The organism is Halomonas sp. (assembly GCF_033549285.1).
In the GTDB taxonomy this organism is placed as follows: domain Bacteria; phylum Pseudomonadota; class Gammaproteobacteria; order Pseudomonadales; family Halomonadaceae; genus Halomonas.
The window spans coordinates 1-14,056 of record NZ_JAWSUJ010000104.1 but is presented as its reverse complement, the minus strand read 5'-3'; the positions used below and the strand labels follow the sequence as shown (position 1 = coordinate 14,056).

Below are 14,056 nucleotides of genomic sequence, written 5' to 3'. Positions count from 1 at the left end.
GGAGCTGGTCGGCAGCAAGAGCGCCGCCACCGCCTGACCGGGCTCGACCGGAAGACGGCACACGACCCTACCGCCCGGCTGGAGACAGCCGGGCGGTTCGCGTTGGCGCGCCGGGGCGTTGACGCCATGCGGCCCAAATCCTGCTATGGTCGCAACCTGCCGCTCGGCCCTTCGCTACTCGCTCGCATATCGGTATGGCGCCATGATCCTTCGCACCCTCTCCCTGCTGCGCTCCCTCCAGGGCGCTCATCACACGGCCACCGATGCCCAGGCTCGCATCCAGCAGGCCTGCGACTACCGCTGGCTCCGGCGACAGCTGGGCCACGGGGTGGTCGACGCCCGGCAGGCCTCGCTGGCCGACGGCACCCCCGCCGTGTCGTTGGTGCTGCCCTTCGTGGCCACCCCCGCGCGGCGCCGTGGCGGCCGCTGGCCACAGGTCCCCGACGAGCGGGAGCGCTGCTTCGTGGAGGGGGCCCACGCCTGCCGGGCCGCCGGGGCCCCGGGCTACCGCAAGCTGGAGAGCCTCTCCCAGGGGCTGGCCCAGGGTGGCATGGCCATCCTGAAGGACGCGGCGCGCTTCCAGTACCTGCTCGACCAGCAGGCCCTGCGGCTCACCTGGCGACGCCCGGGCAGCCTGCCGCCCGACCTCGCCCGGCAGCTCGGCCGCCGCCTGCCCGGCGGCGATGCCGAACGCCACGGCCTCTTCCTGCTCACCCTCAAGGTGCCCGCCCAGCCCCCCGAGGGATCGCCGGACGGTGCCTGGCTGGACGCCAGCCTGGATCGCTACCGGCGCATCCTGCCGACCCCGGCCAGCTGAACCGCCAATGGCCGGGCGCTAGTCGGCCTCCGCGGCCAGGTGGCGGGCCATCTCGTCGGGGGGGATCCGACGCCCGGCGATGTAGAAGACCTCGTCACCCGCCGCCAGCAGGCGCTCGTCGTCTGGGTTGAGCACCGGGTGCGCTTCACCGGCCTGACGGATCGCGATCAGCGAGGCCCGGCACTGGCGGCGCAGGCGCCTCGACAGCCGTTCGACGGTGAGCGGAAGCGACGACCCCGAGAGGCGGGTCGAGTACTGGGTCTGCGCCTGGTCGGCATCAACGAGCAGGCGCATGACCTCCTCGCTGCCGGGGTCCAGGGCGGCCTTGACCAGCATCTTCTGGTGCAGGGAGGGAATCACGTTCACCTTGGGACAGTGGGTCTCGAGCAGACGCCCCACCATCTGGTTCTTCACGTAGGCGGTGATCCGGCAGCGCTCCTCGACGAGGGCGGAGAGGTGCATGCAGACCAGGTTGGTCTCGCTGTCGTCCTCGACGTCGACCACCACCAGGGAGGCGTCCCTTGCCGAGGCACGCTCATAGAGCGTCTCATCCGACAGGGAGGCAGCCCGGAAGTACTCCACCCCCTGTTCGAGGAAGGGGTTGCGCGCCGGGGCGTTCGCATCCACGCAGAGCGCCACCACTTGCCCGGGCCGCGCCTCCTCGCGGACCTGCCCGACCAGGGACTCGGTGTAGGCATTGAAGCCGACGATGACGATATGGTCCTTCTGCACGATCGATTGCTCCCCGTTGAGGCGCCGGGTGAACTGCGAGATCACCAGGGCAGAGGCCTTGCCCAGCAGGGTGGCGAACAGGCCGACGCCCACCGGAACGATGAAGAACACGACCATCAGCTGCCCGCCCCGCGTCACGGGGGAGTAGTCCCCGTAGCCGACGGTGGAGGTGGTGACGATCATGTAGTAGAGAAAGGTAGTCGGCGAGTCGACCAGGGCCGTCTCGCCGGTCAGCGTCAGGCCGAGCCAGGCGAGCAGCAGGTAGGCGAGCAGCAGCAGGCCAAGCACCCCCCAGCCCATGTCGGCCACGCCGCGGATCAGCACCGCGCCGAGTCGTTTCAGTACATACATGGGGTTCCCTTGATACGGCCTGGCCATGCCCGATGGCGAGGCGACAGAAAAAACGCCCTCGCCCCGGCCAAATGCCGGCGCGAAGGCGCTTCGCATCGTCTCGGCGCGTCAGGCCTTCTTGACCTTGGCGATTATCCAAAGCAGCACCACGGCCCCGACGATGGCGGTAACCAGCGAGCCGATGAAGCCACCGGCCTGCAGGCCCAGCAGGCTGAACAGCCCCCCGCCGATGACGGCCCCCACCACGCCGACCCCGATATTGCCGAGGATGCCGAAGCCGCCGCCGCGCATGATATGGCCGGCGATCCAGCCGGCCAGGCCACCGATGATCAACCAGGCAATGATTCCCATGGCATACACTCCTTTTCCTTGGTGAAGGGGGTTCGATGGTGCCTTGCCGGGCGCCGGGAGAAAAGCCTCAGAACGCGGCACCGGGCTCGGCGAGGAAGGCCAGCTCCTCGCGGGTGGAGTCCCGCCCCAGCGCGGCATTGCGATGGGGGTAGCGGCCGAAGCGCTCGATCACCTCGCGGTGGCGGTGCTCGTGGCGCAGGTTTTCCTCCAGCCCCGGCTGGGCGAACAGGCGCATCGCCTCGTCATGGATCGCCAGCGACTCGCTGTGCATGTAGGGCATGAAGAGGAAGGCCCGCCAGGGCACGTCCAGCAGCCGGTCCGCGCGCTGGGCGACCGCTTCCTGGGCCAGCACCAGGGCCACCGGGTCCCAGGCGAAGGCGAGGGACGCCCCGCGATGGATGTTGCGCGGGAACTGGTCGAGCACGATCACCTCGGCCAGGCGGCCGCGGGCGGACGCCCGCCACTGCCAGAATTCGCCACGCCCCGCGGCCGCGAGCCAGTCGCCGAAGCGCCGTGCAATCTCGGCATCCAGGGCCGGGTCCTTGCGGAACCACTGGGCGGGAGCGAGTTCCCTGAACCAGAAGTCGATCACCGCCTCGGGGCGACGCTCTTCCATGATGGCCTCCTCTTCGCCCCGGGGTGGAGCTGATACCATCACAGGGTAGCCGCCCCACCCCCTGCCCACCACCGAAGGGAGCCCCATGACCACCTACGACCTGCTGCAGATGCTGGGTTATGTCTTCAACATCCTCGGCCTGCTGGTCTGCATCGGCGGCCTGACCCTGGCCCGTCGTCCCGACCGCCGCCTGCTGGGCCGCAGTCTGGCGGTGCTGGGGTTCGTGATCGCCGCAGCCCCCGTGCTGGTGCAGCTCTTCGGCCTGGTCGAGCCCGTGCCGGTGGGCGCCCTGCCGCCACGCTAGGCGGGATGACAGCCCCTGTTGAATGTCGGACAATTAGACGAAAGGTGAATGGCGATGCCGAGTCACGGGACTAGACTCGCCCACCAGCCTAGTAAGTTTACCTATATTCCTGCCGCTGCTTTTGCCTGTGCGGCCGAATTCACCCCTATCACAAGGATGTTTCCGACATGCACGCCCTGACCCTGGCGTCCTTCCTCTTCTTCACGGGGCTGGTCGCCTTCATCACCTGGCGCATCACGCGCCGCGACGACCACTCGACCTCCAGCGGCTTCTTCCTGGCCGGGCGCAGCCTGACCTTCCCGCTGATCGCTGGCTCGCTCTTGATGACCAACCTCTCCACCGAGCAGATGGTGGGGCTCAACGGCGCGGCCTTCAGCGACGGCCTCTCCGTGATGGCCTGGGAAGTGGTGGCGGTCATCGCCCTGGTGGCGCTGGCGCTGTTCTTCCTGCCGCGCTTCCTGAGGAGCGGCATCGCCACCCTCCCCCAGCTGCTGGAGCTGCGCTTCGACAAGACCACCCAGCTGATCACCAACATCATCTTCCTGATCGCCTATGCGGTGATCCTGCTGCCGATCATCCTCTACTCCGGCGCCATGGGCCTGCAGGGCATGCTCGACCTGCAGGGGCTCACCGGCATCGAATCGCCCACCGCGCTGCTGTGGCTGACGGTCTGGCTGGTGGGCCTGATCGGCTCCGTCTACGCCCTGTTCGGCGGCCTGCGCACCGTCGCCGTCTCCGACACCCTCAACGGCGTGGGGCTGCTGGTCGGCGGCTTCGTGATCGTCTACTTCGGCCTGCAGGCGGTGAGCAGCGACGGCGGCATCCTGGAGGGCTGGGCCATCCTCAAGGAGAGCGACCCCGAGATGCTCAACTCCATCGGGACCAGCGAGCAGCAGGTCCCCTTCGCGACACTCTTCACCGGGGTCTTCCTGATCAACCTCTTCTACTGGACCACCAACCAGCAGATCATCCAGCGCACCTTCGCCGCCAAGACCCTCGCCGAGGGCCAGAAGGGCGTGCTGCTGACCGGCTTCTTCAAGCTGCTCGGCCCCCTCTACCTGGTGCTGCCCGGGATCATTGCCTACCACCTCTATGCCGACCAGGGCGTGCGCGCCGACGAGGCCTATGGCCACCTGGTGTTCAACGTGCTGCCCGCGCCGCTCACCGGCTTCTTCGCCGCGGTGATGGTCGGGGCCATCCTGTCGTCGTTCAACTCCGCGCTCAACAGCACCACCACCCTGTTCAGCCTCGGCTTCTACAAGGTGGTGCTCAACAAGGACGCCAGCGAGGCGCAGGTGGTGCGCTCGAGCAAGGTCTTCGGCTGGATCATGGCCATCGCCGCCATGACCATCGCCCCGCTGCTGGCCGGCCAGGAGAGCCTGTTCGGCTACCTGCAGAAGATGAACGCCATCTATTTCATCCCCATCCTGGCCGTGGTGCTGGTGGGCCTGCTGACCCGTCGCGTGCCGGCCCTGGCGGCCAAGGTGGCCCTGGTGGGCGGCTGCCTGCTGATCTTCGCCGGCTACTTCATCCCGCCCTTCGACAGGCTGCCGGTGGTGATGCACGAGTTCCACTTCGTGGCCAGCGTCTTCGCGCTGCTGGTGGCGGTGATGCTGCTGATCGGCCGGCTGCGTCCCCGCGAGACCGCCTGGGTCCACGAGGACAGCGGCGCCGTCGACCTGACCCCCTGGCGGGGCGCCATCCCTGCCGGCATCGTGCTGGTGATCCTGGTGATCGCCATCTACGCGGCCTTCGCCGGCTGACGCCGCCAGGCCTGTGCCTCGCTGCCCCGCCCCGCGCGGGGCAGCGTCGTTTCATGACCCCACGCCTTGTCAGGCGCGCGTCCGACCCGCACATTAGGGCAGCATACGACCCCGCAAGGATGCCCCATGCGCACCCCGCTGACCCGTGAACTCCATGACCTGCTCGAGCGCGGCCGCGACCGCCAACTGCGCCTGGCGGTGACCGGCCTGTCGCGCTCGGGCAAGACGGCCTTCCTCACCTCGCTGGTCAACCAGCTGCGCCATGCCGGCCTCGAGGCGCGACTCGACCTGCTGCCGGCCGCCCGCGAGGGGCGCCTGCTCGGTGCCCGACGGGTGCAGCAGCAGGACCTCGCCGTGCCGCGCTTCCCCTACGACCAGGCGATGCTGGCGCTGGACGACCAGCCCCCGCGCTGGCCCGAGCCGACCCGCGGCATCAGCGAGCTGCGCCTGGCGATCCGCTACCGTCCGGCCCGACGCGGCCTGCTGGGTGGCGAGACCCGCCAGCTGACCCTGGACCTGTTCGACTACCCCGGGGAGTGGCTGCTCGACCTGCCGCTGCTGGGGCACGACTACCTGAGCTGGAGCCGGGCCCAGCGGCATGACGGCGGCAGCGAGCGCGCCGCCCTGTTCGCCGACTGGCACCGCGCGGTGGCCGCCCTCGACCCCGCCGAGGAGGTCGATGAGGCGCGCCTGGCCGAGATCGCCGAGCTGTATGCCAGGGGACTGCGGGCCGCCCGGGAGGCCGGCTTCGCCGACCTTCAGCCGGGACGCTTCCTGCTGCCCGGGGAGCTCGAGGGGGCCCCGGTGCTGCAGTTCTTCCCCCTGCCGGGCATCAGGGAGGCCGACCGCGACGAACTCGCCGCCCTGCCGGCCGAAAGCCTCTATGCCACCCTCGCCCGGCGCTTTCGCCACTACCAGCAGCACATCGTCAAGCCCTTCTATCGCGAGCACTTCCGCCGCTTCGACCGCCAGATCGTGCTGGTCGACGTGCTCGGCGCCCTCAACGCCGGGCCGGAGCGCTTCGAGGACCTCTCCCGCGCCCTGACCAACCTGATGCAGAGCTTCGACTATGGCCGACGCAGCCTGCTCACACGGCTGTTCGCCCCGCGCATCGACCGGCTGGCCATCGCCGCCACCAAGGCCGACCATGTCACCCCCGAGCAGCACGGCCGCCTGGTCGCCCTGCTCGAGGCGCTGCTCGCCGACCCCCTGAAGGACCTGCGCTTCGCCGACGTGCCGGTCCGGGCCCTGTCGCTGGCGGCGATCCGCGCCACCCATAGCCGCGAGGTCAGCCAGCAGGGGCGACGCACCCCGGCCCTGCGCGGCACCACCCTGGCCGGCGAGTCGCTGCTGCTGTTTCCCGGCGAGGTCCCCGACCGACTGCCGGGGGCGGACTTCTGGACCCGTCAGGGCTTCGACTTCACGGCCTTTCTCCCCCTGCCCCGCGAGAAGGGGGCACCGCTGCCCCACATCCGCATGGATGCCGCCCTGGACTGGTTGATCGGAGACAAGCTGTCATGACCCCTTCCCGTGAACAGGATCCTCGCCCGGGCGAGCGCTTCACCCTCGATGACGCGCCGCCCCCGGAGGCCGAGGCCCGGGACCCCCGGCCCGGGCGGCACTTCGAGGCCGGGCTGCCGAGCCAGCCACTGGACGACCCCCAGGCCGATGCGGCCCCCGGCGAAAAGGCGCTGGGGGATGGCCTGATGCGCCCGCGCAAGCGGCGCTGGGGTCTGCTCGCCCTGCTCGGCGGCACCCTGGGCCTGGGCGCGGTGGAGGCCGCCCGGACCCTGCAGGCGGCCAGCCTCGGCGGCGACTGGCTGGCCGGCGGCTGGAGCCTGCTGCTGCTGCTGGCCCTGGGGCTCGGCGGCTCGGCCCTGGTCCGAGAGCTGTGGCGCCTGCGCCGCCTGGCCCGCCATGCTCGACTGCGCGAGCGCCTCGCCGCCCTGCCTGAGGCCACCCCGGCCCGGGCGCAGTCGCTGGCCGGGCAGCTGCGCCGCGATCTCGGCCTGGACGACGACCACCCTCACTGGCAGGCATTCCTGGCCGCCCACGAGCCCCACCATGACGGGCGCGACACCCGGTCGCTGCTCACCCATCACCTGCTCGCCCCCCGCGACCGGGAGGCCCGCCGGCTGATCTCGCGGATGTCCGGCGAGACGGCGGTGATGGTGGCGGTGAGCCCATTGACCCTGGTCGACATGGCGCTGGTCGCCTGGCGCCACCTGGCGATGGTCGACCGCCTGTGCCGCCTCTACGGGCTGGAACTGGGCTATGCGGCACGCCTGCGGCTGCTGCGCAGCGTGCTCTACCAGATGGCCTTCGCCGGGGCGAGCGAGCTCGCCAGCGAGGCGAGCATGCAGATGCTGTCCATGGACCTGGCCGGCAAGCTCTCGACGCGTGCCGCCCAGGGCCTCGGCGTCGGGCTGCTGGGGGCGCGGCTGGGGCTGCGCACCCAGCGCCTGGCTCGGCCGCTGGACTTCGCCGCGGAGGAGGCACCCCGCATGGCCGACCTGCGCCGCGACCTCTGGCAGCAGCTGCGCCGCCTGGAGGCCGGCGAGGAAAAGGCGAAGGCGCGCCATCCTTGATCCGGATCATGACACCACGCCGACGGGTGACTAGGCTCCTCGGTAGGTACTCCCGCCATCACCCCTGAAGGATGCCCCTCATGTTCAACTCCATCCTGGTGCCCGTCGACGGCTCCGAACACGCCAAGAAGGCCCTCTCCGTGGCCTGCCAGCTGGCCCGACAGGAGAACGCCGCCCTGCACCTGCTGCACATCCCCGAGGAACTCGCCCACGAGACCACCCTGGTGTGGGGCATCGGGGCCATCGCCGTCGAGGCCTCGCGGGAGGAGCGCGAGGCGGCCGGCAAGCAGGTCGTGGACCGTGCCGCCGAGGCGGCACGTGAACTCGGCGCCACCAACCTCGAGACGGTCATCGGCCAGGGCGACCCGGCCCGCACCATCATCAGCGAGGCCCGCCGCCGCGGCGTCGACGCCATCGTCATGGGCAGTCGCGGCCTGAGCGACCTCAAGGGGCTGGTGGTCGGCAGCGTCTCCCACAAGGTCAGCCACGCCGCCGACCGCACCGTGATCACGGTGCGCTGAACGTCTTCATGCGGGTCAGGCCAGCCGCCGCTGGCTCTCGCTGTCGAAGAGCACGGCGCGTCCCATGTCGACCCGCAGTGACAGTCGCTCTCCCGGTGCCACCCGGCACTTGGGCCCCACCCGGGCGGTGATCTCGCCCTCCCCCAGGGGGAGGCGCAGCAGGATGTCCGCCCCGGTCGGCTCGACCACGCTGACCCGCGCCTCCAGCAGGGTGCCTTCGGCCTGAGCGGTCAGGCGGCGGTCCTCCTCGCTGAAGTGCTCCGGCCGCAACCCCAGGATCACCGGCTGGCCGACACGCCCGGCCAGGGCCGGGGTCTCGCGCGATGTCGGCCAGGGCAGCACCAGGGCCTCCTCGCCCGCGGTGGCGATCCTCAGCCGATAGTCGCCCGCCTGCCCCTCCAGGGTGGTGGTGATGAAGTTCATGGAAGGTGACCCCATGAAGCCGGCGACGAAGATGTCGACGGGGTCGTTGTAGACCTCATCCGGCGTGCCCAGCTGCAGGATGTGGCCATCGCGCATCACGGCGATGCGATCGGCCAGGGTCATGGCCTCGATCTGGTCGTGGGTGACGTAGACGATGGTGGTCCCCAGGCGCTGGTGGAGCTTCTTGATCTCGGTGCGCATGTCCACGCGCAGCTTGGCATCCAGGTTGGAGAGCGGCTCGTCGAACAGGTAGACCGCGGGCTCCCGGGCCAGGGCCCGCCCCATGGCCACCCGCTGACGCTGGCCCCCGGAGAGCTGCGCGGGCTTGCGATCCAGCAGGGCGGTGATCTGCAGCAGGTCGGCTACCCGCTCGACCGCCGCCTCTCGCTCGGCCCTGGGCACCTTGCGCATCTCCAGGCCGAAGCTGATGTTCTGGCGCACCGTCATGCTCGGGTAGAGCGCATAGGACTGGAAGACCATGGCGATGTCGCGCTCCGCGGGGGTGAGCCAGGTGACGTCCCGGTCGGCGATACGGATCTGGCCATCGGTGACCGGCTCGAGGCCGGCGATGGCATTCATCAGGGTCGACTTGCCGCACCCCGAGGGGCCGACCAGGATCAGGAACTCGCCCGACTCGATGGCCAGGCTGACCTCCTTGAGGACGCGTTCGTTGCCGAAGTCCTTGCGGACCTCGTGGATCTCGAGAGCTGACATGGCGGATTACCTTGGTTGTTCGTTGTTCATGGGACGCTGAGGCGTCGGGCTCAGCCCTTGACGGACCCCGCGGTGAGCCCGCGCACGAAGTACTTGCCGGCCAGCACGTAGACCACCAGGGTCGGCAGCGCCGCGATCATGGCGGCGGCCATGTCCACGTTGTACTCGCGCACCCCCGTCGAGGTGTTGACCAGGTTGTTCAGGGCCACCGTCACCGGCTGGGTGTCATGGGCCGAGAAGGCCACTCCGAACAGGAAGTCGTTCCAGATCTGGGTGAACTGCCAGATCACCGAGACCACGATGATCGGCGCCGAGACGGGCAGCAGGATGCGCCAGAAGATGCGGAAGAAGCCCGCGCCATCCAGCTTGGCCGCCGATACCAGTTCGGTGGGGACCGCGACATAGAAATTGCGGAAGAACAGGGTGGTGAAGGCGATGCCGAAGATGACGTGGACCAGGACCAGCCCCGCCCGGGAGCTGGAGAGCCCCAGCCAGCCCAGCGTCTGGGCCATGGGCAGCAGCACCAACTGGAAGGGGATGAAGCAGCCGAACAGCATCAGCGCGAAGAGCAGCTCCGAGCCCCTGAAGCGCCACTTGGTCAGGGCATAGCCGTTGAGCGCGCCGACCACGGTGGAGATCAGCACCGCCGGGATCACGATGGCGAAGGAGTTCCAGAAGTACCCGCCCACGCCCTCGCAGCGCATCCCGGTACAGGCCTCGCCCCAGGCCTTGGCCCAGGGGGCGAGGGTCGGCGCCTGCGGCAGCGCCAGAAGGCTGCCGGCGCTGATCTCGTCGAGGGGCTTCAGCGAGGTGATCAGCATCACCGCCAGCGGCAGCAGGTAGAAGAGTGCGGCCAGCAGCAGCACCGCATGGAGCGCCAGGCGCGCCAGCCGGGCGCCGGGCGTATGGCGTCGAATCACGTTATCCATGCTTGCGGCTCCTCAGCTCCGAGTAGAGGTAGGGAATCAGGATCGCCAGCACGCCGCCCAGCATCAGCATCGCGCTCGCCGAGCCCAGGCCGACCTGGGCCCGGGTGAAGGCGTGGGTGTACATGAAGGTGGCCGGCAGGTCGGAGGCATAGCCCGGCCCGCCGCCGGTGAGGGCGATCACCAGGTCGAAGCTCTTGATGGCGATGTGGGCGAGGATCATCACCGCGCTGAACATCACCGGGCGCAGGCAGGGAATCACCACCCGCCAGTAGATGCGCGGCAGGCTGCCCCCGTCGAGCTGGGCGGCCTTGATGATGCTGTCGTCGATCCCGCGCAGGCCGGCCAGGAACAGCGCCATGACGAACCCGGAGGCCTGCCAGACGGCGGCGATCACCAGGGTGTAGACCGCCATGTCGGGGTCGACCAGCCAGTCGAAGGTGAACGACTCGAAGCCCCAGCCGCGCACCATGGCCTGGAGGCCGAGCCCGGGGTTGAGCAGCCACTTCCACACCACCCCGGTGACGATGAAGGAGAGCGCCATGGGGTAGAGGTAGATCGTGCGCAGGGTCCCTTCCCGGCGGATGCGCTGGTCAAGCAGGATGGCCAGGAAGGCGCCGAGTACCAGGCAGATTGCCACGAAGAGGCCACCGAAGATCACCAGGTTGGTCGAGGCGACCCACCAGCGCTCGTTGACCATCAGCCGGCCATACTGGGCGAAGCCGACGAAGTCGTAGCTCGGCAGCATGCGCGAGCTGGTCAGGGAGAGGATGAAGGTCCACAGCATGAAGCCGTAGACGAAGAACAGCGAGATGGCGACGGAGGGGGCCAGCACCAGGCGTGGCAGCCAGTCCTGGAGGCGTCCGGACTTCGAGCGTCGGCGCACCGCCTGCCCGTCCTGTCGGAGGGAGGTCGAGAGTGTCATGGGAGGCGTCCTCGTGGATGAACACGGGCGCCGCCGCGGCGGCGCCCCGGGCCTGCGACGGGTCCTAGAGGGCGGCCTGGGCCGTGTTGACCATGCGCCGGGCGGCCTCCTCGGCCTCCATGTCACTGTCGTTGAAGTAGTTGGTGACGACATCGAAGATGGCGCCCTGGACGGCGGTACGCACGGCCATGCCGTGCGCCATGCTGGGCACCAGGCCGCCCTCGTCGGCGGTGCGCTGGAAGTCGGCCAGCGACTGCTGGGCACAGCGGTCGAACTCGCTCATGTCCAGGTCGGGGCGCGCCGGGATCGAGCCCTTGGCGAGGTTGAAGGCCTCCTGGAAGGTCGGCTCCAGCACCAGTCGCGCCAGGTCCTGCTGGGCCTCGCGCTCGCCCTCGTCGCTGACCCGGAACATCGCCAGGCTGTCGATGTTGAAGGTGAATGCCTGCTGCGTGCCGGGGGCCGGCGCGCACAGGTAGTCCTCGCCGGCGGTCAGCCCCGCGGCGGTGAACTCGCCCTTGGCCCAGTCGCCCATCAGCTGCATGGCCGCATCGCCCTCGATGACCATGGAGGTGGCGATGTTCCAGTCGCGGCCGGACATGTCGTCGTCCATCAGCTCGCGCAGGCGCTTGAAGGTCGCGAGCGCCTCGATCATCTGCTCGCCGCCCAGGGCCTCGGGGTCCAGGTCGACCAGGGCGTGCTGGTAGAAGTCCGTGCCGCCGGTGGCCAGCACGATGTCCTCGAAGAGGGTGGCGTCCTGCCAGGCCTGGCCGCCGTGGGCCAGCGGGATGACGCCCGCCTCGCGCAGCGGCTCGGCCGCGGCGAACAGCTCGTCGAGGGTGGTGGGCATCTCCACCCCGGCAGCGTCGAGCACCTCGGGGTTGGCCCACAGCCAGTTGACGCGATGGACGTTGACCGGCACCGCCACGTACTGGCCGTCATGGCGCATGACCTCGGCCACGGTCTCGGGCAGCAGCGTCTCCCACTCCTGGGCCTCGGCCACGCCGTCGAGGTTGCCCAGCAGGCCGAGCTCGCCCCACTCCTGGATCTCGGGCCCCTTGATCTGGGCCGCGGAGGGCGGGTTGCCGGACATGGCGCGGGACTTGAGCACGGTCATGGCGGTCTCGCCGCCCCCGCCGGCTACCGCGAAGTCTTCCCAGGTGTGTCCCTCGGCCTCCATCAGTTCCTTGAGCACGTTGGCTGCCCGGGCCTCGCCGCCGGAGGTCCACCAGTGCAGGACCTCGACGTCGCCGGCCTGGACACTGGAGAGGGTCAGGGAGGCCGCCAGGCCGGTGGCCAGGGCGAGTGCGGTCTTGCGAGGCGCGTGGAGTCGCTTGGATGCGTGCATGACGTGGATTCCTCGTGTCGTGTTGTTATGGGCCCCGGTGCACCGGGATACCGACACGCTACGCCAGTCGTCGCGCGATGAGGCGTTACCGAGTCCTGCAAAGTGTTCGCCCTTCATTGCAGGTCGGTAACATTGGCCTGGCGAGGCAGGGTCAGGGTGACCAGCAGCCCGCCGCCGGGGGCATCGGCGAGCGCGATGTCGCCGCCATGGGCCCGCACGATGTGTCGCGCGATTCCCAGTCCCAGGCCACTGCCGCCGGTATGCCGGCTGCGCGAGGGCTCGAGGCGCACGAAGGGCGAAAAGACCCGCTCGCGCTGCGCCTCGGGAATGCCGGAACCATGATCGCGGATCGTGACGACCAGCCGGTCGCGGGCATCCTCGAGCCGCACCTCGGCACATCGCCCGTAGAACAGGGCGTTCTCCAGCAGGTTGGCCAGGCAGCGCCTGAGCGCCAGCGGCTTGGCGGCGATGGGCAGCGCTGCCCCCTCGATGACCACCTCGCCACCATGCAGCCGCAGCTCGGCTGCCAGGCCCTCCAGGAGGGCAACGGGATCGACCTCGACGACCGTCTCCTGCAGGTCCAGCCCCTTGACCGAGGCCAGCGCTCCCTTGACCAGCGCATCCAGCTCGTCGAGGGAGGCACAGAACCGCTCACGCTGCCGCGGGTCATCGAGCATCTCGGCGCGCAGGCGCATCCGCGTGATCGGCGTCTTGAGATCGTGGGAGATCGCCGAGAAGAGCCGCTCGCGCTCCTCCACCTGCTCGCGGATGCGCCGCTGCATGCGGTTGAAGGCCACGGCCGTCGACACGACCTCGCGAGGTCCGGTCTCGCGCAGGGGCGGGGCATCGAGGTCATCGCCCAGCTGGCGAGCGGCCCGCGAGAGCCGCGACAGCGGCCGCGTCATGCTGCGGATGCCCAGCAGCGAGAGTCCCAGCACGGTCAGCAGCACCATCAGACCGGCCAGCAGGCGCTCCCCCGAGAGCCAGCTGCGCTGCCCGAACGCCTCGGCCATCGGCAGGATGGTGGCCAGGTAGAGCCAGGTCCCGGGCTCGAGCTCGAGCTGAACGACCAGGATCGGCGGCGAGAGGGGCTCCATCAGCAGGCTGTGCTGCCCCCAGCGCGGGGGGAGGTCCTCCAGCAGTACCTCGTTGTTGAAGACGCGCAGATTCTCGGGGCGTGAGAACTCCACCAGCACCTCGTCGATATCGAGCTCATCGGTGAGGATGCGCTGGACGTTGTCGACCACCAGGGCCTTCTCCGGCCCCTCGCCGATGTCCGCCACGCCGAGGCGCTTCTCGTTGACGCTGACGAAGAAGCGGGAACCGCCCATCTGGCGCAGCTGGTCCAGGACGATATGCCGGTACTCCCTCGGCAGCGAACGGAAGAAGCGCATGGTGGACGCCACGCTGAAGGCGACATTGCTCGACAGCTCGTCGAGCTGGGCCAGGCGGCTGTCGCGCACCTGGGAGGTCCAGATCACGTAGCTGGCGAGCTGCGCGGCCAGCACCCCGACGACCATGACCAGCACGAAGCGTCCGCGCAGGGTGCCCGGCAGGCCCCGCGCCAGCCGCCGGCGCAGGCGTCTCCACCGGCCGTCTGTGGTCACGGCAGGGCCTCGACCCGGGCGGTGAGCACATAGCCCGCCCCGCGCACCGTGCGGATCAGCTGCGAGTGCTGGG

General features: G+C 69.8%; 14 protein-coding genes. 6 read left to right on the top strand and 8 right to left on the bottom strand.

All coding sequences use genetic code 11. The features are described 5' to 3' along the window. The first annotated feature begins 202 nt into the window (after positions 1–202). The gene (locus SCI24_RS18025) at positions 203–817 is read left to right on the top strand and encodes a hypothetical protein (protein WP_318726690.1); all 615 of its coding nucleotides are present in this window, start codon (positions 203–205) and stop codon (positions 815–817) included. An 18-nt stretch (positions 818–835) separates the two neighbouring features. Here SCI24_RS18025 and SCI24_RS18020 read toward each other — a convergent pair whose 3' ends face one another. From SCI24_RS18020 to SCI24_RS18010, 3 genes are all read right to left on the bottom strand, one after another. Further along, a complete protein-coding gene (locus SCI24_RS18020; protein WP_318726689.1) occupies positions 836–1,900 on the bottom strand; it encodes an ion channel in 1,065 nt (354 codons plus the stop codon). Between the two features lie 108 nt (positions 1,901–2,008). Then, positions 2,009–2,251 carry a GlsB/YeaQ/YmgE family stress response membrane protein gene (locus SCI24_RS18015; RefSeq protein WP_282737006.1) on the bottom strand — a complete coding sequence of 81 codons (243 nt, stop codon included), beginning with the start codon at positions 2,249–2,251 and terminating at the stop codon, positions 2,009–2,011. A 67-nt stretch (positions 2,252–2,318) separates the two neighbouring features. Further along, positions 2,319–2,867 carry a DUF924 family protein gene (locus SCI24_RS18010; RefSeq protein ID WP_318726688.1) on the bottom strand — a complete coding sequence of 183 codons (549 nt, stop codon included), beginning with the start codon at positions 2,865–2,867 and terminating at the stop codon, positions 2,319–2,321. An 85-nt stretch (positions 2,868–2,952) separates the two neighbouring features. On the opposite strand from SCI24_RS18010, the gene SCI24_RS18005 reads away from it, so the two are divergent. The 5 genes from SCI24_RS18005 to SCI24_RS17985 all read left to right on the top strand — a co-directional run bounded on the left by SCI24_RS18005 (position 2,953) and on the right by SCI24_RS17985 (position 8,043). Continuing rightward, entirely contained in the window at positions 2,953–3,171 is a 219-nt protein-coding gene (locus tag SCI24_RS18005) for a hypothetical protein (RefSeq protein ID WP_318726687.1), read from the top strand. Between the two features lie 167 nt (positions 3,172–3,338). Beyond that, positions 3,339–4,934, top strand: a complete 1,596-nt coding sequence (locus SCI24_RS18000) for a solute:sodium symporter family transporter (RefSeq protein ID WP_318726686.1) — start codon at positions 3,339–3,341, stop codon at positions 4,932–4,934. Positions 4,935–5,060: 126 nt separating this feature from the next. Further along, positions 5,061–6,455, top strand: coding sequence for a YcjX family protein (locus tag SCI24_RS17995; protein ID WP_318726685.1), 1,395 nt, complete (start codon positions 5,061–5,063; stop codon positions 6,453–6,455). Then, a complete protein-coding gene (locus tag SCI24_RS17990) occupies positions 6,452–7,522 on the top strand; it encodes a TIGR01620 family protein (protein ID WP_318726684.1) in 1,071 nt (356 codons plus the stop codon). Before SCI24_RS17995 ends, SCI24_RS17990 begins: the two co-directional genes overlap by 4 nt. Before the next feature lie 80 nt (positions 7,523–7,602). Next, the gene (locus tag SCI24_RS17985; RefSeq protein ID WP_318726683.1) at positions 7,603–8,043 is read left to right on the top strand and encodes a universal stress protein; all 441 of its coding nucleotides are present in this window, start codon (positions 7,603–7,605) and stop codon (positions 8,041–8,043) included. Positions 8,044–8,058: 15 nt separating this feature from the next. Here the strand turns inward: SCI24_RS17985 and SCI24_RS17980 are convergent, their stop codons facing one another. From SCI24_RS17980 to SCI24_RS17960, 5 genes are all read right to left on the bottom strand, one after another. Beyond that, complete coding sequence (locus SCI24_RS17980; RefSeq protein WP_318726682.1) at positions 8,059–9,180, bottom strand: ABC transporter ATP-binding protein; 1,122 nt, start codon at positions 9,178–9,180, stop codon at positions 8,059–8,061. Between the two features lie 50 nt (positions 9,181–9,230). After that, complete coding sequence (locus SCI24_RS17975; RefSeq protein WP_318726681.1) at positions 9,231–10,109, bottom strand: carbohydrate ABC transporter permease; 879 nt, start codon at positions 10,107–10,109, stop codon at positions 9,231–9,233. Beyond that, positions 10,102–11,031, bottom strand: coding sequence for a sugar ABC transporter permease (locus SCI24_RS17970; RefSeq protein ID WP_318726680.1), 930 nt, complete (start codon positions 11,029–11,031; stop codon positions 10,102–10,104). The genes SCI24_RS17975 and SCI24_RS17970 overlap by 8 nt, the downstream gene beginning before the upstream one ends. A 64-nt stretch (positions 11,032–11,095) precedes the next feature. Then, a complete protein-coding gene (locus SCI24_RS17965; protein ID WP_318726679.1) occupies positions 11,096–12,376 on the bottom strand; it encodes an ABC transporter substrate-binding protein in 1,281 nt (426 codons plus the stop codon). A gap of 113 nt (positions 12,377–12,489) precedes the next feature. After that, the gene (locus SCI24_RS17960; RefSeq protein WP_318726691.1) at positions 12,490–13,896 is read right to left on the bottom strand and encodes an ATP-binding protein; all 1,407 of its coding nucleotides are present in this window, start codon (positions 13,894–13,896) and stop codon (positions 12,490–12,492) included. Positions 13,897–14,056: the final 160 nt, after the last annotated feature.

Bases quoted from the DNA above. Each gene is read 5' to 3' on its own strand.
- SCI24_RS17990 (WP_318726684.1), top strand. From the start codon at position 6,452: ATGACCCCTTCCCGTGAACAGGATCCTCGCCCGGGCGAGCGCTTCACC.
- SCI24_RS17975 (WP_318726681.1), bottom strand. From the start codon at position 10,109: ATGGATAACGTGATTCGACGCCATACGCCCGGCGCCCGGCTGGCGCGC.
- SCI24_RS18005 (WP_318726687.1), top strand. From the start codon at position 2,953: ATGACCACCTACGACCTGCTGCAGATGCTGGGTTATGTCTTCAACATC.
- SCI24_RS18025 (WP_318726690.1), top strand. From the start codon at position 203: ATGATCCTTCGCACCCTCTCCCTGCTGCGCTCCCTCCAGGGCGCTCAT.
- SCI24_RS18010 (WP_318726688.1), bottom strand. From the start codon at position 2,867: ATGGAAGAGCGTCGCCCCGAGGCGGTGATCGACTTCTGGTTCAGGGAA.
- SCI24_RS17985 (WP_318726683.1), top strand. From the start codon at position 7,603: ATGTTCAACTCCATCCTGGTGCCCGTCGACGGCTCCGAACACGCCAAG.
- SCI24_RS17995 (WP_318726685.1), top strand. From the start codon at position 5,061: ATGCGCACCCCGCTGACCCGTGAACTCCATGACCTGCTCGAGCGCGGC.
- SCI24_RS17960 (WP_318726691.1), bottom strand. From the start codon at position 13,896: ATGGTCGTCGGGGTGCTGGCCGCGCAGCTCGCCAGCTACGTGATCTGG.
- SCI24_RS17980 (WP_318726682.1), bottom strand. From the start codon at position 9,180: ATGTCAGCTCTCGAGATCCACGAGGTCCGCAAGGACTTCGGCAACGAA.
- SCI24_RS18000 (WP_318726686.1), top strand. From the start codon at position 3,339: ATGCACGCCCTGACCCTGGCGTCCTTCCTCTTCTTCACGGGGCTGGTC.
- SCI24_RS17965 (WP_318726679.1), bottom strand. From the start codon at position 12,376: ATGCACGCATCCAAGCGACTCCACGCGCCTCGCAAGACCGCACTCGCC.
- SCI24_RS18020 (WP_318726689.1), bottom strand. From the start codon at position 1,900: ATGTATGTACTGAAACGACTCGGCGCGGTGCTGATCCGCGGCGTGGCC.
- SCI24_RS18015 (WP_282737006.1), bottom strand. From the start codon at position 2,251: ATGGGAATCATTGCCTGGTTGATCATCGGTGGCCTGGCCGGCTGGATC.
- SCI24_RS17970 (WP_318726680.1), bottom strand. From the start codon at position 11,031: ATGACACTCTCGACCTCCCTCCGACAGGACGGGCAGGCGGTGCGCCGA.